Consider the following 21,990-nt stretch of genomic DNA (forward strand, 5'->3'; position numbering starts at 1 on the left):
CCGTGCCGCCCGGCAGGCTCGCCGCGGCCGAGGCGATGGCCGACGCGAACGTGCTCACCTGCGCGTACACACCCGGGTTCTCCGGGCGAGCGCAGCCGTAGCCCCAGCTGACGATGCCGACCTGGATCCAGGCGTTGTTGTTGTCGCGCCGGAACATCGGGCCACCGGAGTCGCCCTGGCAGGTGTCCACGCCACCGGAGGACCAGTTGCCCGCGCAGATCTCCTCGCTGGGCACCAGTTCGCTGTACGCGGACTGGCACTGCGAGTCGGAGATGAACGGCACCTGTGCCTTCAGCAGGTACCGCTGCTGGCCGCCGCCCTCGGTCGCCGCGCCCCAGCCGGCCACGGTGAACGTGCCGCTGTCGTAGGCGGTGGTGGTGGCGATCGGCAGGAGAGCCTGGTTGGTGATCGGGGAGTTCAGCTTGATCAGGGCCCAGTCGTCACCGCTCGGGTTGTTGTAGCCGGGGGAGCGGTAGACGTAGGTCGACGTGCGGGTGATCCGGTTCGAGTCCTGCAGGTCGACGACACCGGCGGTGACACCGATGCTGGTGTTCGGCCCCGTCGCGCCGACGCAGTGCGCGGCGGTCAGGACCACGTCGGTCTTGTAGAGCGCGCCGCCGCAGCCCATCGACAGGCGCACCATGAACGGGAACTCGCCCTGGGCGGCGCGGGTACCGCCGACCACCGTGGGCGTGAAGTCGTCACCGTCGGCGGGCGGGGGTGCCGCCACCGACTGCCCCGCGGCGGCTCCGAGAGCGGCGGCGACGCCCACTGTCACCAGCGCGGCTCTCCGCAGGACGGACAAGGTTCTTCTCACAGCAGGGTTCCTTTCGACAGTCCGCGAGCAGGGTGCGCACGGACAGCAGGGGTGTCGAGAAAGGTGGGAGCGCACGCCGGCCACTGGCGGTGACCGAAGCGATCTTCCGTGTTGATTCCACCTGGTGAGAGGCGTCTCCCACAAGACTGCAAACCGGTCAACCGTCGTTCGGCCGACTGGGAGCAAACCGGGATGGAGGCACCCGCCCGCGGAGCGGGCCCCCAGCCGGCGAGGACACCCCTTCGGAGGATCCGACGACAACGACCCCTCCGCGTGGTCGCGCAGAACAAAGACACGCGTCACCACACCAGGCAGGCTGCGGCTTTCAAGGGGACACCTCTTGGAGGCCACGATGAAGACCATCCCGAAGATCATCACCGCCAGCCTGCTTGCCGTGTCCCTCACCGCCTGCGGCGGTGGTGGCGACACCGCGGGAAGAGCACAGGTCGACGGCGGCACCTTCACGTTCGTGCTCGGCACCGATCCGGGCAACCTGGACCCGCACTTCACGTCGCTGGCGGTGACGATGCAGGTCGACCGCTTCCTCTACGACTCACTCGTCAACATCGACGAGAAGGGCGAGGTGGTCGCCGGTCTCGCCGAGAAGTGGGAGGCGACCACCACCGAGGCGACCTTCACGCTCCGCGAGAACGTGACCTGCGCCGACGGCACCGACCTCACCGCGACCCAGGTGGCGGCGAACATCAACTTCGTGGGTGACCCGAAGAACGCGTCCTCACGCCTGGGTGTCTACGTCCCGGCGGGCGCGAAGGCCACCGCCGACGACGCGGCCCGCACGGTCACCGTCACCACCCCCACCCCCGACGCCTTCCTCGACCGCAACGTCGGCAGCCTGCACATCGTGTGCGCCAAGGGGATGGCGGACCGGTCGACCCTGAAGCAGGGCGCGGACGGCACCGGCATGTTCACGGTCACCGAGGCCGTCGGCGGTGACCACTACACGCTGACGCGACGCGAGGACTACGCCTGGGGACCGGGCGACTGGGACCCGGCGCAACGTGGCCTGCCGGACACGGTCGTGATCAAGATCGTGGCGAACGAGACCACGATGGCGAACCTGCTGATCTCCGGCGGCGCCAACGCGGCCCCCTTCGTCGGGCCGGAGCAGCAGCGGCTGACCGGACAGCGGCTGTTCCAGCGGGACGTGGAGGCGATGGTCGGCGAGCTGTGGTTCAACCAGCGGTCCGGCCTGCCCGCGGCCGACGAACGGATCCGCAGGGCCCTCGTGCAGGGCACCGACCTCGACGAGCTGACACAGGTCGTCACCAGCGGCAACGGGAAACGCGCGAGGGGGCTGGTGCCGCCCGGCCTTGGCCCGTGTGACGGCGACATCGCGGCCGACGCGCTGCCCGCGCACGACGTCGACGCCGCGAAGCAGGTTCTCGGCGCCGCCAAGCCGAAGATCACGCTGTTCTACCCGACGACCATCGGCCCGACCATGCAGGCGGGTGCGGAGCTGCTGCAGAAGGTGTGGGGTGAGCTGGGGGTCGAGGTGACGCTCAAGGGCGGCACCGACGCCGAGATGGGGCAGCTCGTCGGCGGCCAGCTGCAGTGGGACGCCGCGATCGTGCCGCTCAACGTGTCGCTGCCCAGCCAGACCGTGCCGTTCGTGTCCGGACCGGCGGCGCCGGACGGCACGAACTTCGCCGCCATCGACAACCCGGACTACACGGCGAAGGCCGGCGAGGCGGCGAAGATCGCGGGCGCCGAGGGCTGCGCGGCGTGGGCCGAGGCGGAGAAGGCGCTGTACGAGCGGGCAGATGTGGTGCCGTTCGCCAACGCCAACCGCCCCGTGTTCGGCAAGGGCGCCGAGTTCGAGCTGACGCAGGGCAGCATCGCACCGTCGTCGATCCGCATGGTGGGCTGATGACGGCCGACGTCGCCACCGCCCCGTTCACCCACCCGTGGGCCCGCTTCGCCGCACGGCGGTTCGGCAGGCTGCTCGTGTCGGTGTGGGTGCTCGTGACCGCCGCGTTCGGCATGATCCACCTGATCCCCGGCGACCCGGTGCGGGCCGCGCTCGGCCCCACCGCCACGCAGGAGCTGGTCGACGCGCGCCGGGCGGCGCTCGGACTCGACCAGCCGCTGTGGGAGCAGTACCTGGACTACCTGCGCGGCCTGTTCACCGGTGACCTCGGCGTCTCCATGACCTCGGGGCTGCCGGTGTCGGACATCCTCGGTGACCGGCTACCCGCGACCGTCGAGCTGGCGGTGCTGGCGTTCGCGTTGGCGGTGCTGGTGTCGGTGCCGCTGGGGTTGGCGTTCGCGGTGCTGACCCGCGGCGGGCGGCGCAGGCCGCTCGAGCTGGGCTTCACGTCGACGAGCGTGGTGCTCGCGGCGATCCCGGAGTTCCTGCTGGCCGTCGGGCTCGTGTGGGTCTTCAGCGTGAACCTCGGGTGGGCGCCGGTCGCCGGCCGGGACGGGGCGTCGTCGTACGTGCTGCCCGTCGTGGCGCTCGCGCTGGCACCGGCGGCGATCCTCGCGCGGATCATCCGGGTGGAGACGCTGACCGTGCTGCGGGCCGACTACGTCCGCACCGCGCGGGCGAAGCGGCTGCCCGCCAGGACCGTGTACCTCCGGCACGCGCTGCCGAACTCGCTGACCGCGGCGATCACGCTCGGCGGGCTGCTGCTCGGCTCGCTCGTCGCGGGCACCGTGCTGGTGGAGAACGTGTTCGCGTGGCCGGGGCTGGGCAGCACCATCGTCTCGTCGATCCTCGCCAAGGACTACGCGGTGGTGCAGGGCGTCGTGCTCGTCTACGGCATCGGCGTGCTGGTCGTGAACCTGGTGGTCGACGTCGCGCTCGCGCTGCTCGACCCGCGCTCGACGATCAGGGAGGACTGACGTGGGTCGGGTGCTGCGAACCCCGGTCGGCGCGGCCGCCGCGGGCATGGTGGCCTTCGTGCTGCTGCTCGCGGTGCTCGCGCCGGTCCTGTGGACCGACGCGGCCAACGCCGTCGACACCGGCCACATCCAGCAGGGCGCGTCGGCCGAGCACTGGGCCGGGACGGACGGGCTCGGCCGGGACATCTTCTTCCGCGTGCTGGTCGCGACCAGTCTGTCCGTGCGGCTCGCGCTGCTGGCCACCGCGCTCGGGGTCGCGGTCGGGTTGCTGCTCGGCACCGCGCCCCTGCTGCTGGGCGCGCGGATCGGCCGGCTGGTCACCGCCGCCGTGCACATCGCGGTCGCGTTCCCCGGGCTGCTGCTCGCGTTGTTCTTCGCCGTGATCTTCGGTGTCGGCACCACCGGCGGGCTGCTGGCGATCGGGCTCGCGCTCGCGCCCGGGTTCGCGCGGCTGACGCACACGATGGTGGCGGGCGTGGCGGGCCTCGACTACGTGGCGGCGGCCAGGATCGCGGGTGTCGGCCGCGTGCGCGTGCTGTTCCGGCACGTGCTGCCCAACGTCGCCGAACCGCTGGTGGTGAACGCGACCGTGGCCGCGGGCAACGCGCTGCTCGCGTTCGCCGGGCTCTCGTTCCTCGGGCTCGGCGTCCAGCCACCGGACTACGACTGGGGCAGGCTGCTCGGCGAGGGACTCGGCTCGATCTACGTGCACCCGGAGGCCGCGCTCGCACCCGGCGTCGCGGTCGTGGTGGCGGGGCTGGCGTTCAACCTGTTCGGCGAGGCGATCGCCAAGGCCGTCGGGCTCGACGGACGCCTCGGCGGCCACAAGGTCCCGTTCCGCCGGGCGCCACGGGTGACCGCCGCGCCCGACGACTCGGCCATGCTCGTCGTCGAGAACCTCTCCGTGCGGTTCCCCGCCGCCACACCGGTGCGCGGGGTCGGCTTCACCATGAGACGCGGTGACGCGGTCGGGATCGTGGGGGAGTCGGGGTCGGGCAAGAGCCTGACCGCGCTCGCGGTCTCGCGCCTGGTGACCGAACCGGGGGTGGTCGAGGCGGACCGGTTGTCGTTCCTGGGCGCCGACCTGCGGGCGGGGGAGCACAGAAGACTCCTCGGCACGTCCCTCGCCATGGTGTTCCAGGACCCGATGACCTCGTTCAACCCGACCATGCGCGTCGGCGGGCAGCTCGCCGAGGTCGCCCGCCACCACGAAGGCATGGACCGGCGGGCGGCTATGGCGCGGGCGGTCGACCGGCTCGCGGCGGTACGCCTGTCCGACCCCGAGCGGCGCGCACGCCAGTACCCGCACGAGTTCTCCGGCGGCATGCGGCAGCGCGCCATGATCGGCATGGGCCTGATGGGCACGCCCGCGCTGATCGTCGCGGACGAGCCGACGACCGCGCTGGACGTGACCGTGCAGCGGCAGGTGCTCGACCTGCTCGCGTCGATCCGCGCGGCCGACGACGTCGCGCTTCTGTTGATCAGCCACGACATCACGGTCGTCGAGCAGGTGTGCGACCGGGTGCTGGTGATGTACGCGGGCCGGATCGTGGAGGACCTGCCCGCCGCCGACCTGCGCACCGGCGCGCGGCACCCGTACACGAAGGCGCTGCTCGCGGCCGTGCCGGACATGACGACGGACCGGTCGCTGCCGTTGACCGTGATCCCCGGCAGGCCCGCGGACCCGGCGCACCTGCCGCCCGGCTGTGCGTTCGCGCCCCGCTGCCCGCTGGCGGATTCCCGTTGCGCGGCGGACGATCCGGAGTTGGTGGAGACCGACGGCACCCGTGTCGCGTGCTGGCACGCCGACGTCCCGGCGGAGGTGACGTGATGCGGGAACTCCGGTTCGAGAACGTGTCCGTGCGGTTCGGGTCGCGCGGGCACCGGGTCACCGCGGTCGACGGCGTCGACCTCACCGTGCCCGCGGGGTCCGTGGTCGGGCTGGTCGGCGAGTCCGGTTCCGGCAAGTCCACGCTCGCGCGTGCCGCGGTCGGGCTCGTGCCGTTGTCCGGCGGGCGGGTCACGCTCGACGGGGCACCCGTGCCGACGCGGGGCCGCCGTCCGTTGCGGATGGTGTTCCAGGACCCGTACTCGTCGCTGAACCCGCGCATGACGGTGGGCGCGTCCATCGCCGAGGCCGTGCCGAAGGGCACCGACCGCAAAGCCGAGGTGGCGCGGTTGCTGGAACTCGTCGACCTGCCCGACCGCGCGGGCCGCTACCCGGCCGAGCTGTCCGGCGGGCAGCGGCAGCGCGTAGCGATCGCGCGGGCACTCGCCGGACGGCCCGAGGTGCTGGTCGCCGACGAGATCACCTCCGCGCTCGACGTGTCCATCCAGGGCGCGGTGCTCAACCTCATCCGCGACCTGCGGAAGACGCTCGACCTCACCATCCTGTTCATCTCGCACGACCTCGCCGTCGTCCGGTACGTCAGCGACACGATCGCCGTGATGTACCGGGGGCGGATCGTCGAGCACGGGCCTGCCGACGCCGTGCTCACCGAACCCCAGGACCCCTACACCCGTGAGCTGCTCACGTCGACCGAAGGGAGAAGCCGGTGACTCGCCAGCGCATCGAGGACCTGACCGCGTTCGCCGTTCCGGAAGAGCCCGCGCTGTCCCCGGACGGCACGCGCACCGCCTACGTCCTGCGCACCGCGGACGTCGACGGCGACCGCAACACCCGGGCCATCTGGCTGACCGGCGAGGGCGGCGCGCGGCGGCTCACCACCGGCACCGCCGACACCACGCCCGCGTGGTCGCCGGACGGCCGGTCGCTCGCGTTCCTGCGCGCACAGGACGGTCCCGCGCAGCTCTGGCTGCTCCCCGCGGACGGCGGTGAACCCGAGCGGCTCACCGACCTCCCGCTCGGCGCCGGCGCCCCGCACTGGAGCCCGGACGGCGGCAGGATCGCGTTCGCCGCGCCCGTCGACATGGTCGACGGCCCCGAGAACGCGCCGATCGTCACCGACCGGCTCGGCTACCAGGCCGACGGCGCCGGGTTCCTCCGCACGATCCGCAAGCACCTGCACGTGCTCGACCTCGACAGCCGTGAGACCCGGCAGGTCACCGACGGCGACTGGCACGCGGGCGAACCGGCGTGGTCGCCCGACTCGACCCGGCTCGCGTACGGCGCGGCCACGGCACCCGACGCCGACCTGCGCCCGACCGCGCCGCTGTACGTCGTCGACGTCGCCCCGCCGCACAGCACCCCGCGGCAGGTCGCCCTGCCCGACGGCATCACGGCACGCGTCACGTGGGTCGACGACGACACGTTCCTCGTCGTCGGCATGGTCGACCCACCCGTCGGCCACGCCCGGCTGCTCAAGATCAGCGGCGGGGAGACGGTCGACCTCACGGCGGGACTCGACCGCAACGTCATGCCCGGCGGCCCCGCGTACCCGGGGGCGGTGCCACAGCTCGGCGGCGACGGCGTGCTGTTCTGCGTACGGGACCGCGGTTGCACGCACCTGTACACGGTCGCACTGGACGGCGGCACACCTCGTCCGGTCGTGGCGGGCGCGGGCCGGGTCGTCGGCGGGCTGTCCGTCGCCGGGGACACCGCCGCGGTCCTGCTGACCACGCCCACCTCGTTCGGCGAGATCGTCACCGTCGACCTCGCGACCGGTGCGGAAACCGTGCGCACCCGGCACACCGACACCGAGGTCGAGCTGTTCGTCCGCGAGGAACGCGAGTTCACCATCTCCGACGGCACGACCGTGCAGGGCTGGCTCGTCCGCGACCCCGCGGTCACCGGGCCCGGCCCGCTGCTGCTCGACATCCACGGCGGCCCGCACAACGCGTGGCACGGCGGCGCCGACGAGGTGCACGTCTACCACCAGGAACTGGCCGCGCTCGGCTGGACCGTGCTGCTGCTCAACCCGAGGGCGAGCGACGGCTACGGCGAGGACTTCTTCACCGCCGCCATCGGCGCGTGGGGCACCGCGGACGCCAAGGACTTCCTGGAGCCGCTCGATCAGCTCGTCGCCGAGGGCGTCGCCGACCCCGCACGGCTCGCGGTCGCGGGCTACAGCTACGGCGGCTACATGACCTGCTACCTCACCAGCCGCGACGACCGGTTCGCCGCCGCCGTCGCCGGTGGCGTGGTCGCCGACCTCACCAGCATGGCCGGCACCTCCGACGCGGGCCATGACCTGGCCGCGTTCGAACTGGGCGCGCTGCCACACGCCGACCGCGCCACGTACGCGGAGATGTCGCCACTCGCGAAGGTCGAGGACGTCCGCACGCCGACGCTGGTGATCCACGGCGCCGCCGACGTGCGGTGCCCGGTCGGGCAGGCGGAGCAGTGGCACACCGCGCTGCGCGAACAGGGCGTGCCGACACGGCTCGTGCTCTACCCCGGTGCCGCGCACCTGTTCATCCTCGACGGCGCCCCGTCGCACCGGATCGACTTCAACCGCAGGGTGCTCGACTGGGTCGAGCAGTACGCCGGTGACGCGGGCGGGGCCCGCAGGCCGAAGATCGACGCGGCCCACTGGCAGCGCAGGCTCGTCGCGCTCGCGAGGAAACACCACGTGCCCGGCGCGGCGCTCGGCATCCTCCGCGTCGGCCGCGAGGACGAGCTCGTCCAGCTCGCGCACGGGCTCCTCAACGTCGACACCGGCGTCGAGACCACCGCGGACTCGGTGTTCCAGATCGGGTCCATCTCCAAGGTGTGGACCACGACCGTCGTCATGCAGCTCGTCGACGAGGGGCTGCTCGACCTCGACGCGCCGATCTCCGAGGTGCTGCCGGAGCTGACGCTCGCCGACCAGGCGGTGACGGAGAAGGTGACCATGCGGCACCTGCTCACGCACACCAGCGGCATCGACGGCGACGTGTTCACCGACACCGGCCGCGGCGATGACGCCATCGAGAAGTACGTCGCCGCTCTCGCCGACGTCGCGCAGAACCACCCGCTCGGCGCGACCTGGTCGTACTGCAACTCCGGCTTCACCCTCGCCGGCCGCGTGATCGAGAAGCTGACGGGCAGGACGTGGGACGCGGCCATGCGGGAGCGGCTGTTCGCCCCGCTGGGCCTCACGCACACCGGCACGCTGCCGGAGGAGGCGCTGCTGCACCGCGCGGCCGTCGGCCACTCCGGTGAGAAGACCGCCGTGGTCGCACCGGCGTGGGCGCTGCCGAGGTCGGCCGGACCAGCCGGGTTGATCAACGCGACGGTCCGTGACGTGCTGATGTTCGCGCGGCTGCACCTGGCCGGCGGCGTCACACCGGACGGCACCCGGCTGCTGTCCGACGAGAGCGCGGCCGCCATGACCTCGCTGCAGGCGGAGCTGCCGGACAAGTACACGCTCGGCGACTCGTGGGGCCTCGGCTGGATCCGCATGGACTGGCACGGCAGGCGGCTGTACGGCCACGACGGCAACACCATCGGCCAGTCCGCGTTCCTGCGCGTGCTGCCCGACGAGGGCCTCGCGGTCACGCTGCTCACCAACGGTGGCAAGACCCGCGACTTCTACGACGACCTGTACCGGGAGATCTTCGCGGAACTGGCGGACGTCGACATGCCGGAACCGCTCGCGCCGCCCGAGCAGCCCGTGACCGCCGACATCACGCCGCACCTCGGCCGGTACGAGCGGGCCAGCGTGCAGATCGAGGTCGTCGAGGGCGAGCAGGGCCCGCGGCTGCGCATGACCGCGACCGGGCCGATCGCCGAGCTGCTGCCGGAGGAGGAACGGAACCAGGAGTACGACCTGGTGCCGGTCGAGGAGAACCTGTACGTGGTGCGGGAGAACGAGAACACGATGTGGATCCCGGTCACCTTCTACTCGCTGGCGACCGGGGAGCGGTACCTCCACTTCGGTGCGCGCGCGACCCCGAAGGTCGGCTGACGTGCTGCCGGATCTCCTGGCGGATACCGAGGAGATGGTGCGCTGCGAGTCGCCGTCGACCGATCCGGCGGCGCTCGCACGCAGCGTCGACGTGGTGGCGCGGGTGGGCACGCGGCGGCTCGGTGTCGAACCGGAACGCCTCGGCATCCATCTGCGCTGGCGGCTCGGCGACGGCCCGCACCGCGTGCTGCTGCTCGGCCACCACGACACGGTGTGGCCGCTGGGTTCCCTCGCCACCCATCCGTACACAGTGGACGGCGGGGTCATGCGCGGCCCGGGGTGCTTCGACATGAAAGCCGGGCTGGCGCTGGCGTTCCGGATCGCGGCGGGCCGGTCGGGGGTCACCCTGCTGGTGACCGGCGACGAGGAACTCGGGTCGCCCGGGTCGCGTGCGCTGGTCGAGGAGGAGGCCCGCGCCGCCGACGCCGCGCTGGTGCTGGAGGCGTCGGCACCCGGCGGTGCGCTCAAGACCGAACGCAAGGGCGTGTCCGTCTACGACGTCGAGGTGACCGGCCGGGCCGCGCACGCCGGGCTCGAACCGGAACGCGGCCACAACGCGACCGTCGAGCTGGCACACCAGGTCCTGGCGATCGAGGCGCTCGCCGACCCGGTGCTCGGCACGACGGTCACGCCCACGCTCATGTCGGCGGGCACCGCGCGGAACACCGTGTCCGCCAAGGGATCCGTGGCCGTGGACGTCCGGGTGCGGACGGCGGCGGAACAGGAGCGGGTCGACGCGGGCATGCGTGCGTTGCGCCCCGTGCTGTACGGCACCCGCGTCGACGTGGTGGGCGGTGCGAACCGGCCACCGCTCGCCGCGTCGGCCTCGGCGGCGCTGTTCACCCGCGCGGCGCGGATCGCCTCCGAGCTGGGCCACCCGCCGGTGGCGGGCGTCGCGGTCGGCGGCGGGTCGGACGGCAACCTCACCGCCGGGGTGGGCACGCCGACGCTCGACGGTCTCGGTGCGGTCGGTGGCGGCGCCCACGCCGACGACGAGCACGTGCTCGTCGACGAACTGGTGCCGAGGGCCGTGTTGCTGTCGGCGTTGCTCGACGAACTCCTGGCCGTGTCAACGAAACCGGCTTCCACGGCTGGTTCGCCACGACCATGACGAACGACGGCGAGGTCACGAGCATGGACGCCGTGACAGAAGTGAGCACGGCGTTCTCGACGACGGCGACCTCGGCGGCACTGGCCGCCGGGGTGACCGTCCGCGAGCTGACGACCATCGACGAGTTCACCGGCGTGTGCGCGCTGTTCCAGGACATCTGGCGGACCGGTCCGGAGAGCCCGCTCGTGACGACGGAACTGCTGCGGGCGCTCACCAAGGCGGGCAACTACCTGTCCGGCGCGTTCGACGGCGACCGGCTCGTCGGCGCCTGCGTCGGGTTCTTCGGCGCGCCCGCCGACAACGCCATGCACAGCCACATCGCGGGCGTCGCCGCCACGGCCGCGGGCCGCAGCGTCGGCTACGCGCTCAAGCTGCACCAGCGGGCGTGGGCGCTGGACCGGGGCGTCGACGTGATCGCGTGGACGTTCGACCCGCTGGTGGCCCGCAACGCGTGGTTCAACCTGGGCAAGCTCGGCGCCACCGCGACCGAGTACCTGCCCGACTTCTACGGCGGCATGCACGACGTGGTGAACGGCGGCGACGACACCGACCGGCTGCTCGTGCGCTGGAACCTGGACCACCGCACCGAGTTCGGCGGCGTGCCGGGCCACGCGGTCGTGGCGCTCGGCCGGACGGCCGACGGCGCACCGGAACCCGGTGTGACGGCCGGGGAGACCCTGCTGGTCGCCGTGCCCGCGGACATCGCGGCCGTGCGTGCCGAGAACCCGGGACTGGCCAGGGCGTGGCGGCTCGCGGTGCGGGACGTGCTCGGCGGGTTGCTCGCCGACGGCGCGCGGGTCGCCGGGTTCGACCGGGCCGGCTGGTACGTGGTCACGAGGGAGGGGCGATGAAACTCCAGGGTGTCGAGCTGCGGCGGATCGCGATGCCGCTCGTGGCGCCGTTCCGCACGTCGTTCGGTGTCGAGCACAACCGGGACGTGCTGGTCCTGCGCGTGGTCACCGACGACGGTGAGGGCTGGGGCGAGTGCGTTGCTTTGTCAGACCCCCGGTACTCGTCGGAGTACGTGGACGCGGCCGCCGACGTGCTCCGCCGGTACCTGATCCCCGCGCTGGCTGCGCTGCCGCACCTCGACGCGCCGTCGGTCGCACCCGCGTTGCGGCAGTTCCGCGGCCACCGGATGGCGAAGGCCGCGCTGGAGACGGCCGTGCTCGACGCCGAACTGCGGGCGCGGGGCCGCTCGTTCGCCCGCGAGCTGGGCGCGGTCCGCGACCGGGTGCCGTGCGGGGTGTCGGTCGGCATCATGTCCGACCTCGGCGAGCTGCTGGAGGCGGTCGGCGGCTACCTCGACGCCGGGTACGTGCGGATCAAGCTCAAGATCCAGCCCGGCTGGGACGTCGAGCCGGTGCGCGCGGTGCGGGAACGCTTCGGCGACGACGTGCTGCTGCAGGTCGACGCGAACACCGCCTACACCGTCGCCGACGCCCGCCACCTCGCGCGGCTCGACCCGTTCGACCTGCTGCTGATCGAACAGCCGCTCGACGAGGAGGACGTGCTCGGGCACGCGGAACTCGCGCGGCGGCTCACCACCCCGGTGTGCCTCGACGAGTCGATCACCTCGGCGAAGGCGGCCGCCGACGCGATCACGCTGGGCGCGTGCTCGATCGTCAACGTCAAGCCCGGCCGGGTCGGCGGCTACCTGGAGGCCAGGCGCGTCCACGACGTCTGCACCGCGCACGGCGTGCCGGTGTGGTGCGGCGGCATGCTGGAGACCGGGCTCGGCCGGGCCGCGAACGTGGCGCTCGCGGCGCTGCCCGGGTTCACGCTGCCCGGCGACACGTCCGCGTCCGACCGCTACTACCGCACCGACATCACCGACCCGTTCGTCCTCGACGACGGACACCTGCCGGTGCCGGCCGGACCCGGTGTCGGCGTCACCCCGCACCCGGACCGGCTGGCGGCGGTGACCACGTCCACCGAGTGGCTCCCCCTGGCCGACTGACCATAGGCTGAACTCGATGAAACCCCGCGCCAGCCTGCGCCGCGTCCTCGACGACCTGGGATGGACGCTGTTGGAGGTCGTGCACGGCCACGTGGACCGCGTCGACGAGCTGGGTGGCGTCGTCATCCACGACCCGGTCGACGAGCCCGCGCTGCCGAAGCACGCGCTCGTGCTGGGCGTCGGGTTGCACGACCGCGACGAGATCGTCTCTTTGCTGGACGAACTCGGCAAGCACGACGCCGCGGGCCTGGTGCTGCGCGCACCCGTGCCGGACCTGGGCGACACGTTGCCGGACGTCGCCGTGCTCGCGCTCACCAGGGGCGCGTCGTGGGCACAGCTCGCCGCGCTGCTGCGGTCGCTGCTCGCGGAGGGTGACGTCGGCGAGACCGCGGGGGAGACGCTGGGCGGCATGCCGTCCGGCGACCTGTTCGCGCTGGCCAACGCGATCGCCGCCCTGCTGGACGCGCCGGTGACCATCGAGGACCGCAGCTCCCGGGTGCTGGCGTTCTCGGGCAGGCAGGACGAGGCGGACCAGTCGCGGGTCGAGACGGTCCTGGGCCGTCAGGTGCCGGAGCGGTACTCGCAGCTGCTGACCGAGCAGGGCGTGTTCCGCGACCTGTACCGCAGCGAGCGGCCGGTCTACATCGAACCGTTCCTCGAAGGGCTGGTCGACCTGCCGAGGGTCGCGGTCGCGGTCCGCGCGGGCGACGAGGTGCTGGGCTCGATCTGGGCGGCGGTGCGCGGCCCCCTCGGCCCCGACCGCACGCAGGCGCTGCTCGACGCGTCCCGGCTGGTGGCGCTGCACATGCTGAGCCTGCGGGCGGGCGCGGACGTGGCACGCAGGTTGCGCACCGACCTGGTCAGCACGGCACTCGAGGGCGGCGCCGGTGCCCGCGAGGCACTGGACCGGCTCGGTCTCGCCGACCAACCCGTCGTGGTGCTGGCGCTCGCCTTCGTGCAGCCCGACGACGACGCCGCGCTGGTGGCCGAGCGGCAGCGCCTCTCCGACGCGCTCGCCATGCACCTGTCGGCCGTGCACCCACGCTGCGCGGCGGCACTCGTCGGCGACGTCACCTACGGCCTGGTCCCCGGCCGGGACCCGGACGCCGCGGTCCGCATCGCAGGCGACTTCCTCGACCGCGTCGGCGACCGAGGTCGCGCCGTGGCCGCCGTCGGCACGGTCGCCAACGACACGGCGAGCCTCGCCGAGTCACGGGCGACCGCGGACCGGGCGCTGCGGGTGCTGCGGGCCGGAGGTGGCCGCCGGGTGGCACGGCTCGAGGACGTGCACACGGAGGCGCTGGTCCTGGAACTGCGGGACCTCGTCGCCGCGCGGGGCGACCGGCCGAGCGGCCCGGTGGCCCGCCTGTTCGCCTACGACGAGGAGCACGGCACGAACCTGGTCGCGACACTGCGCGCGTGGCTGGACGCGTTCGGCGACGTGATCGCGGCGGCGGCCGCCCTGTACGTGCACCCGAACACGTTCCGGTACCGGCTGCGCAGGCTCGCGGAGGTGGGCGGGCTCGACCTGACCGACCCGGAGGCCCGGTTCGCGGCGATGCTGCAGCTGCGGGTGGTCTCCCCGGTCCGGCCCTGACGTCAGCTCGTGGCGTCCGGCAGCATCTCGGGGCAGCCGGTCCGGTAGTCGGGGTCGTACTCGAAGTGCCAGTACTCGTTGTCGTACCGGCGGCACCACCCGTGCGCCTGACCGTGCTCCGCCACCCACTCGGCGGCCGACCACGGCTGCACGTCCACCGCGAACCCCTTGACGTGGTTGGACTTCCCGGGCGGCAGCACGTAGCCGGCGGCCAGCTCCTCGGTGCCGAACTTCTCCACGGCCTCGTCGAACTCGCGCTGCTGCTGGGCGTTGCTGCGCTTGCCGTCGTTCACGCAGGCAAGCACACCGTCCCGCTCGGCGGCCGCACGCAGCTCCCGCCAGGCGGCGAGCACGTCCTGCCGCAGACCATCGGGTTCCTCGTCGACGTACCGTGAGTCAACCGGGCATTCGGGTCCGCTCTCCGGCCCGGGCACGTCTTCCAGCACCGCGAGCCCCCGCCCACCGACCACCTCGACGGCGAGCGGCACCGCGACCACCATCGCCCCCACGGCGGCGACCACCACGGCGACGAGCGCGACGATCCGCCACGTCACGACGGCCCCCCGAACCCGGTGCTCAGCCCCGACGACCAGATCGCGAACAACACCCAGCCGGTCAGCACCCCGGCACCGAACCCCTTCGAGGCGAGGCTGCCGCGAACGAGGAGCCAGACCCCGGCGGCGGCCGCCACGTACAGCAGCGCGGGCACCACCACGAGCATCGCGGGCCCGGTCACCGGCAGGAGGAAGAACGCCACCAACCCGACGAGGAACAGGGCGGCGATGCCGAACGGCACCGAGACGGCACATGCGACGCCGACGTCGAACCGAGTAGGCGACGCGGGCATGGGTCTGTTCTGCACAGTCAGGTGTCCTTTCCCGGGAGATCCGAGAGGTGGACGCCTGAGAGGCCGACAACGTTGCCCGCGCAACGCACCGAAGGACCCCTTCGTCACCTGCACAGCGCACTGATGGGGTCCTTCAGTGGGGAAGCCCCCTCCCCGAGATCAGCCCGTCCGGCGAGGACACACCAATCAAGGCGTCCGCAACTGCGCAACCCGAGCGTCGAGATTCCGAAAGTGCTCCTCCATGGCGTGCTCAGCCCGGGCAACGTCCCGCTTCCGCAACGCGGTGACAATCGCCCGATGACGACGCGCCGTCAGCACCGGATTGGGATCGGTCACCCCGAGCCGGTGATTCACCCGGTGGAACACATCCCAGAACGCCCGCAACAACTGCGTGACAAGCGCGTTGTTCAACGACCGGTACAGAATCTCGTGGAACTCACGATCCTCCTCGGCGAACGTGTCGCCCGCCTTGGCGCGCTCGCTCATCCGTCGCGTGACCTCGTCGAGCGCGGCGAGGTCCTCCTCCGGCACGGTCGCGGCCACGCGGCGGATCAGCGCCGCCTCCAGCGCCTCGCGGACCTCGAGGATCTCCTCCATCGACCGCAGGTCACGGCCGATGTCGTGCAGCGCGCGGAAGGTCAGCCCGTCGGCGAGCGGGTCGAGCGACAACCTGCCGACATACGTGCCGTAGCCGTGCCGGATCTCGACGATGTCGAGCGCCTGCAACGCCTTCAGCGCCTCGCGGATCGAGTTGCGGCTCACTCCGAGCGCCTCGACCAGCTCGGTCTCGGTGGGCAGCGGGTCGCCCGAGCGCAGGCCACGCGCGAGGATGAGCGCGGTGATCTCGTCGCGGATCGCCCTGCTCATTCTCGTGGCCAGCTTGGCCGGTGTGTGCTGCTCTGTCACGGGGACCTCCAACGTGCAACCTTAGAGCAGACCGGCTTCGGCGAGATGCCGCCGCACCGCCGCGCGTTCCGTGTCGTTCAACGGGATCATCGGCTCGCTGGTCGTGCCGCCGGCGATCACGCCACGTGCCACGAGCCCTTCCTTGAACGCCCCGATGGCTGACGAGTACCGGCCCATGCCGCGCGCGTCGCCGACGTGGATGAGGCCGAACAGCTTGCGCAGCCGCAGCTGTTCGGTCTTCGCCGCCGCCCAGTCGCCGCGCCTGGCCGCGTCGTAGAGGCGCAGGTAGCCGTGCGGGTCGACGTTGCCGATACCGGGCACGAGGCCGTGCGCGCCGATGAACAGCCCGAGGTCGGCGAGGGTCTCCGACCCGGAGAAGCACACCAGGTCGTCGGTCTGCTCGAGTACGGCACGCAGCCCGTCGAGGTCGCCGCTGGAGTCCTTCAGCGCGGCGAAGGTGCCGTCCCCGGCCAGTTCCACGACCACGTCGGTCGGCAGCTTGTGGCCCACCGACACGGGGATGTCGTAGGCCACCAGCGGCAGGTCGACCGCGGCGCGGATGGCGCGGAAGTGGCCGGCGAACTCCGACGGGGCCGTCGGCGCGTAGAACGGCACGGTCGCCACGAGCGCGTCCGCCCCCGCGGCCTTCGACGCCTTCGCGTGCTCGATGACGCGCGGGGTGGTGGTGTCGATGATCCCGGCGAGCACCGGCACCTGCCCGGCCGCGACGCCCGCGACCACTTCCAGGGCCCGGTAGCGCGTCTCGTCCGGCAGGTAGGCGACCTCACCGGTCGACCCGGTGACGAACAACCCGTGCACGCCCGCCTCGATGAGGAACGCGGCGAGGCGCTCCAGCGAGGGCACGTCGAGTTCGCGTTCCGGGGTGAGTGGGGTGCACACGGGTGGCACCACGCCGTGGAGCTTGGTCAAAGCGTTCTCCCTTGCGGACCGGTGTCGGCTCGGCATACCGTCCGGACGACATCCTACGTCCTATGTCCTACGTCTTGAAGAGATCAGAGAGGATCGTCGTGGAATCAGTCGTGCGGCACCGCCTCGGGCGTTTCGGGTTCGGTGCCGACTACAACCCCGAACAGTGGCCGGAGTCCGTGTGGGACGAGGACATGGCGCTCATGAAGACCGCCGGTGTCTCGATGGTCTCCGTGGGCATCTTCGGCTGGGCGGCCACCGAGCCGACGCCGGGCACCTACGACTTCTCGTGGCTGGACAAGGTCATGGACCTGCTGTCCGCCAACGGGATCGGCGCCTGCCTCGCCACGATGACCGCGTCGCCACCGCCGTGGCTCGCGCACGCGCACCCGGAGACGCTGCCCCGCCGCGCGGACGGGACCGTGCTGTGGCCGGGCGCCAGGCAGCACTACTGCCCGTCCAGCCCCGTCTACCGCGACCACGCCGCGCGGCTGGTCGAGGCGATCGGCGCCCGGTACGCCGACCACCCGGCGCTCGCGATGTGGCACATCGGCAACGAGTACGGCTGCCACGTCCCGGAGTGCTTCTGCGACGTCTCCGCCGACGCGTTCCGGGCCTGGCTCGTCGACCGGTACGGCACCGTGGACGCGCTCAACGAGGCGTGGTCCACGACGTTCTGGTCGCAGCGCTACTCCGACTTCGCCGAGGTGCACCCACCGCGCGCCGCGCCGACGTTCCTCAACCCCGCGCAGGTGCTGGACTACAAGCGGTTCTCCTCGCGCGCCCTGCTCGAGTGCTACCTGATGGAGAAGGAGATCCTGCGCCGCCACACGCCGAACGTGCCGGTGACGACGAACTTCGTCGGCGCCTGGCACCGGATCGACGTGGCGGACTGGGCACCGCACCTCGACGTCGTGTCCTACGACTCCTACCCGGACCCGCACGACCGGGACACGGTGGTGCAGGCCGCGTTCACCTACGACCAGATGCGTGCGCTGCACGGCAGGCCGTGGCTGCTGCTGGAGCAGGCGCCGAGTGCGGTGAACTGGCGTGAGCGCAACGCGCCCAAGTCGCCGGGCGAGATGCGGCTGTGGAGCTACCAGGCGGTCGCGCGTGGCGCGGACGCGGTCATGTCCTTCCAGTGGCGGCAGTCCCGCGGTGGCGCGGAGAAGTTCCACTCGGCGATGGTGCCGCACGCCGGTCCCGAGCACCGCGTGTTCGAGGAGACCTCGGCGCTGGGCGCCGAACTGGCCCGGCTGGAGCCGGTGCTCGGGTCGGCCGTGGCCGCCGACGTCGCGCTGGTGACGGACTGGTCGAGCGGCTGGGCGTTGCAGGGCAAGGCGCTGCCCGCGTCGGACCTGTCGCTCGAAGAGGTCAACTTCGCGCACTACCGGCCACTGTGGAACGCCGGCGTGGCGGTGGACGTGGTCGCGCCGACCGTCGACCTCTCGCGGTACAAGCTCGTGGTGGTGCCCAACCTGTACGCGGTCGACACCGAGGTCGCGGCGCGGCTCGTCGAGTACGTCCGCGCCGGCGGGCACCTGCTCATGTCGTACTTCTCCGGCATCGTGGACGGGCGCGAGCGCGTCCACCTCGGCGGCTACCCGGGGCCGTTCCGGGAGTTGCTGGGCCTGACCGTCGACGAGTTCTGGCCGCTGGCCACCGGGTCGTCCATGGCCCTCGGCTCCGGCGGTACCGGCACGCTGTGGTCGGAGTGGATCACGGCGGAGGGTGCTGAGGTGCTGGACACCTTCACAGGTGAGCTGGCCGGTCGCCCGGCGATCACCAGGAACGTGTTCGGTTCCGGCGTGGCCACCTACCTCGCGACGCGGCCGGACGCGGACACGCTGGCCGCGGTCGTCGCCCGGGTGCTGCGCGACGCCGGGGTTGCGCCCGTGCTGCCCGGCGCACCGGCCGGGGTCGAGGCGGTCCGGCGTGGTGAGTGGCTGTTCCTGTTGAACCACAACGAAACCGAGGTGACGGTCCCGGTACCCGCACACGCGACCGACGCGGTGACCGGTGAGCCGCTCGCCGAACAGGAGCGGCTCACCGGACGCGGCGTGCTCGTCGCGCGTGTCGGATAGCAACGCCCTGAAAGACGCTTTCGGGACGAAAGCGTCTTTCAGGGCAGGTCGCCGGGCGGGTGCTGGCATCTCAGTCCAGGTCGCGCATCGGCAGCTGCCGGAACGTGATGGTCTCGTACGTGCCGGACACGCCGGTCTCGTAGAGCAGACCCACCGTTGAACCGGTCAGCTGCACGAGGTCGGAGTACGCCGCCGGGGCCTGCGACACCAGCAACGTCTGCTGCCACGTGCGGCCACCGTCCGAGCTGGCGCGGATCGCGAGGTTGCGGCGCGCGGCCGGCTCCGACGGGCCGGAGAACAGCAGCAGGTCCGGCCGCACGGTCTGCAGCACGCTGCCCTGCACCTTCGGCATCGTCAGCCCAGGCTGCAGCGCGTACGGCGCCGCGAGGGACTCACCACCGTCCGTGCTGTAGGCGTCCACCCGGTTGCCCGCCGCGCCCTGGTTGCGGCTGTTGAAGTACAGCCTGCCGTCCGGCAGCTGCGCGACCATCGTCTCGTTCGCCGCGATGCCCGTGTCGGTGCGTTCCTCGGTGAAACCGATCCGCCACGTGCGGCCGCCGTCGTCGCTGATCAGGTCGTGACCGCCGTAGTACTTCGCCTCCGTGCCCACGTCCGGCGAGCCCGCGGGCGGCGCCGACGAGTGGTTGGCGGGCACCACGAGCCTGCCGTTCCGCAGTTCGATCGCGTGGCCGGGGCCGGTGGCGTACCAGCGCCAGTACGGCTTCTTCGCCACGTCGGTGATCTCGCGCGCCGGCGACCACGTGCGGCCGTGGTCATCCGAGCGCTGCACGAACACGCGGCGGCTGTCCGCCGCCGACACCGTGCCGGACATGATCTCCCGCTCGGTGACCCGCCCGTTGCGGGTGGTCAGCAGCACGATCTCACCGTCGCGCCGCACGATCGGCGCCGGGTTGCCCGCGGTCGCGTCGCCGTTGTCCGACACCACGGTCAGCGGGCCCCACGTGCAGCCGCCGTCCGTGGACCGGCGCTGCACCACGCGGATCGCGCCGGTGTCACCGGCCGACTCCACCCGGCCCTCGGCGAACGCCAGCACCGTGCCGTCCTTCGCCTCGACCACGGCCGGGATGCGGAACGTGTGGTAGCCCTCGGTGCCCGAGACGAACGGGACGGACGTGCACGTGCCGTCGGTGCCCTTCAGCTTGTCGAGCGGCAACCGCATGACCAGTCCGTTCGGGACGTCCGCGTTGGAGGTGCGGATCGCGTCCAGCTCCGCCGCCGACAGCGCGCGGCGGTACAGGCGCGGTTCGTCGAGCGTGCCGTCGAACCGGTGCTGGTAGTCCTGCCGCTCGCCGAGGTGGATCTGCCACGCCACCCGCTCGCTGACCGACCCGGCGACCGCGGCGGCCGAGGCGACCTCGGTGCCGTCCACGAGCAGCCGCAGCGTGCCGTCCGCCCGCTGCAGGGCGAGGTGGTGCCACTCGTTGTCGTTGTACGCGCTCGTGGTGGCGAGCCGGGTGCTGCCCTTGGCGGTGGTCATCATCGCGACCAGCCGCTTGCTCTCCGGTTCGCCGCGCAGCCACAGCTGCGGTGCGGTCGAGCCCATGCCGCCCAGCCACGCCAGCGCGTGTGAGCCGCGGGTGGCGCCGTACCGGAACCACGTGGTGAACGTGAGGTCGCCGTCGCCGGGCAGCTGCGCGCTGTCGTAGGGGACGCGCAGGTAGTCGTCGACGCCGTCGAGGTCCATGCCGCCGCCGAACCTGCCGCCGGTGAGGGTGGCACCGCCGAGCGCGTAGGCGTCGGCCTTCGACGCCGACGTGTCCGGCGTGGTCGGCCCGACCGGTTCGCGCCCGCCCAGGTGGTCCTCGGTGAAGCGGGCGAACCGGATCTCGTCGCGCGCGTCGACCGGGCCGCCCTCGTACAGCAGACCGATCTCGGCGTTGCGTTCACGGGTCGAGCTGATCTGCACCATGTCCGAGTAGCCGGACCAGTCGGACGTGATGCGGGTGCCCTGCTCGGCGCCGTCCCAGGAACGGCCGCCGTCCCACGAGGAGCGGACCATCATCCAGCGACGCCGGTCGGTGTCGGACGGCGACGAGAACAGCGTGCGGTCCACGCCGGGACGGTCGAGGTGCAGCACCGCGCCCTGCACGATCGGGGTCACCAGGTCGGGGATCGAGGTCCACGGTGTGGAGAAGGTCGTGCCGCCGTCACGGCTGATCGCGTACGACCGGTTGCCGACCGACGTGCCGCCCTGGTCGCGGGCACCGGCGTACACCGACCCGTCGGCCAGCTCGGTGACCGTGATCTCCTGCGGCTTCTGGGTGTACGTGCCACCCTTCGGGAAGTCGATGCGGCCCGTCGCGCCGAGCTGCCAGGTGCGGCCGTGGTCGTCGCTGTAGACGAGCGCGCCGTCGTTGGCGAACGCGGCGGTGCCGTCGCTGGCCTCACCGCTGATGCCGAACACGAGCCGGCCCGCGTGGCGACCCTTGGTGAGCTGGATGCCGTGCACCGGGCCGGTCGCGACCCACCAGTCCCACTCGGGGTTCTTGACCTGCGCGCTGATGTCGACCGGCGCGGACCAGGTGGCGCCGTCGTCGTCGCTGTACTGCAGGTGCGGCGTGCGCTCGCACGGGGTTTCGCAGGGACCGGCGTCGTCACGGCCCGCGTTGTACGTGGTGAACAGGAAGATCCGGCCGGTGACGCGGTCGACGATCGGCACCGGGTTGCCGTGCGTGTCGCCGTCGCCTTCGTTGATCAGCTGTAGCGGCGACCAGGTGCGGCCGCCGTCGGTGCTGCGCTTGAGCACCATGTCGATGTCGCCGGTGTCACCGCAGTTGTCGACGCGGCCCTCGGCGAACGCCAGCAGCGTGTTCTCCTTGGACTTGACGATCGCGGGAATCCGGAAACAGGCGTAGCCCTGCTCGTTCGCCGCCTTGAACAGCGTCTGCTGCTCGAACGACGACGCCGACGGGGGTGCGGCCGGTTCGGCGGCCACCGACTGCGTGAGGCTCGCCGTGATGGCAACGGATAAGAGACCTGTCAGAAGTGCTTTCACTACTCAGTCCT

General features: G+C 72.2%; 14 protein-coding genes and 2 pseudogenes. 10 read left to right on the forward strand and 6 right to left on the reverse strand.

What is annotated here, in order from left to right:
• Positions 1–13: 13 nt before the first annotated feature.
• A pseudogene (locus tag ACIBVP_RS03400) lies at positions 14–817 on the reverse strand (S1 family peptidase); the annotation flags it as partial.
• Between the two features lie 352 nt (positions 818–1,169).
• On the opposite strand from ACIBVP_RS03400, the gene ACIBVP_RS03405 reads away from it, so the two are divergent.
• From ACIBVP_RS03405 to ACIBVP_RS03445, 9 genes and pseudogenes are all read left to right on the forward strand, one after another.
• On the forward strand, positions 1,170–2,705 hold the full coding sequence (locus ACIBVP_RS03405; RefSeq protein WP_396104339.1) for an ABC transporter substrate-binding protein: 1,536 nt from the start codon (positions 1,170–1,172) through the stop codon (positions 2,703–2,705).
• A complete protein-coding gene (locus tag ACIBVP_RS03410) occupies positions 2,705–3,682 on the forward strand; it encodes an ABC transporter permease (protein ID WP_396104340.1) in 978 nt (325 codons plus the stop codon). The genes ACIBVP_RS03405 and ACIBVP_RS03410 overlap by 1 nt, the downstream gene beginning before the upstream one ends.
• A 46-nt stretch (positions 3,683–3,728) precedes the next feature.
• Entirely contained in the window at positions 3,729–5,513 is a 1,785-nt protein-coding gene (locus ACIBVP_RS03415; RefSeq protein WP_396104924.1) for a dipeptide/oligopeptide/nickel ABC transporter permease/ATP-binding protein, read from the forward strand.
• Positions 5,513–6,220 (forward strand): annotated as a pseudogene (locus ACIBVP_RS03420) (ABC transporter ATP-binding protein); the annotation flags it as partial. The gene ACIBVP_RS03415 and the pseudogene ACIBVP_RS03420, both read left to right, overlap by 1 nt.
• Before the next feature lie 17 nt (positions 6,221–6,237).
• Positions 6,238–9,531, forward strand: a complete 3,294-nt coding sequence (locus tag ACIBVP_RS03425) for a serine hydrolase (protein WP_396104341.1) — start codon at positions 6,238–6,240, stop codon at positions 9,529–9,531.
• A 4-nt stretch (positions 9,532–9,535) separates the two neighbouring features.
• On the forward strand, positions 9,536–10,642 hold the full coding sequence (locus tag ACIBVP_RS03430; protein WP_396104925.1) for a M20/M25/M40 family metallo-hydrolase: 1,107 nt from the start codon (positions 9,536–9,538) through the stop codon (positions 10,640–10,642).
• Positions 10,639–11,493 carry a GNAT family N-acetyltransferase gene (locus tag ACIBVP_RS03435; RefSeq protein WP_396104342.1) on the forward strand — a complete coding sequence of 285 codons (855 nt, stop codon included), beginning with the start codon at positions 10,639–10,641 and terminating at the stop codon, positions 11,491–11,493. The genes ACIBVP_RS03430 and ACIBVP_RS03435 overlap by 4 nt, the downstream gene beginning before the upstream one ends.
• A complete protein-coding gene (gene menC / locus ACIBVP_RS03440; protein ID WP_396104343.1) occupies positions 11,490–12,602 on the forward strand; it encodes an o-succinylbenzoate synthase in 1,113 nt (370 codons plus the stop codon). The genes ACIBVP_RS03435 and menC overlap by 4 nt, the downstream gene beginning before the upstream one ends.
• A 16-nt stretch (positions 12,603–12,618) precedes the next feature.
• Positions 12,619–14,199, forward strand: coding sequence for a PucR family transcriptional regulator (locus ACIBVP_RS03445; RefSeq protein WP_396104344.1), 1,581 nt, complete (start codon positions 12,619–12,621; stop codon positions 14,197–14,199).
• Positions 14,200–14,201: 2 nt separating this feature from the next.
• Here ACIBVP_RS03445 and ACIBVP_RS03450 read toward each other — a convergent pair whose 3' ends face one another.
• From ACIBVP_RS03450 to ACIBVP_RS03465, 4 genes are all read right to left on the reverse strand, one after another.
• Positions 14,202–14,753, reverse strand: coding sequence for a D-alanyl-D-alanine carboxypeptidase family protein (locus ACIBVP_RS03450; RefSeq protein ID WP_396104345.1), 552 nt, complete (start codon positions 14,751–14,753; stop codon positions 14,202–14,204).
• Positions 14,750–15,061, reverse strand: a complete 312-nt coding sequence (locus ACIBVP_RS03455) for a hypothetical protein (protein ID WP_396104346.1) — start codon at positions 15,059–15,061, stop codon at positions 14,750–14,752. Before ACIBVP_RS03455 ends, ACIBVP_RS03450 begins: the two co-directional genes overlap by 4 nt.
• 171 nt (positions 15,062–15,232) lie before the next feature.
• Entirely contained in the window at positions 15,233–15,952 is a 720-nt protein-coding gene (locus tag ACIBVP_RS03460; RefSeq protein WP_396104347.1) for a FadR/GntR family transcriptional regulator, read from the reverse strand.
• A gap of 21 nt (positions 15,953–15,973) precedes the next feature.
• Positions 15,974–16,882, reverse strand: coding sequence for a dihydrodipicolinate synthase family protein (locus ACIBVP_RS03465; protein WP_396104348.1), 909 nt, complete (start codon positions 16,880–16,882; stop codon positions 15,974–15,976).
• A 98-nt stretch (positions 16,883–16,980) separates the two neighbouring features.
• Between ACIBVP_RS03465 and ACIBVP_RS03470 the strand changes: the two genes are divergently transcribed.
• Positions 16,981–18,963, forward strand: a complete 1,983-nt coding sequence (locus tag ACIBVP_RS03470) for a beta-galactosidase (protein ID WP_396104349.1) — start codon at positions 16,981–16,983, stop codon at positions 18,961–18,963.
• 70 nt (positions 18,964–19,033) lie between these two features.
• Here the strand turns inward: ACIBVP_RS03470 and ACIBVP_RS03475 are convergent, their stop codons facing one another.
• The gene (locus tag ACIBVP_RS03475) at positions 19,034–21,979 is read right to left on the reverse strand and encodes an exo-alpha-sialidase (protein WP_396104350.1); all 2,946 of its coding nucleotides are present in this window, start codon (positions 21,977–21,979) and stop codon (positions 19,034–19,036) included.
• Positions 21,980–21,990: the final 11 nt, after the last annotated feature.

The organism is Actinophytocola sp. NPDC049390 (assembly GCF_044466355.1).
Lineage (GTDB): Bacteria > Actinomycetota > Actinomycetes > Mycobacteriales > Pseudonocardiaceae > Actinophytocola.

Excerpts from the sequence above, each read along its gene's own strand:
- ACIBVP_RS03405 (WP_396104339.1), top strand. The coding sequence starts at position 1,170 with ATGAAGACCATCCCGAAGATCATCACCGCCAGCCTGCTTGCCGTGTCC.
- ACIBVP_RS03410 (WP_396104340.1), top strand. The coding sequence starts at position 2,705 with ATGACGGCCGACGTCGCCACCGCCCCGTTCACCCACCCGTGGGCCCGC.
- ACIBVP_RS03415 (WP_396104924.1), top strand. The coding sequence starts at position 3,729 with ATGGTGGCCTTCGTGCTGCTGCTCGCGGTGCTCGCGCCGGTCCTGTGG.
- ACIBVP_RS03435 (WP_396104342.1), top strand. The coding sequence starts at position 10,639 with ATGACGAACGACGGCGAGGTCACGAGCATGGACGCCGTGACAGAAGTG.
- menC (WP_396104343.1), top strand. The coding sequence starts at position 11,490 with ATGAAACTCCAGGGTGTCGAGCTGCGGCGGATCGCGATGCCGCTCGTG.
- ACIBVP_RS03445 (WP_396104344.1), top strand. The coding sequence starts at position 12,619 with ATGAAACCCCGCGCCAGCCTGCGCCGCGTCCTCGACGACCTGGGATGG.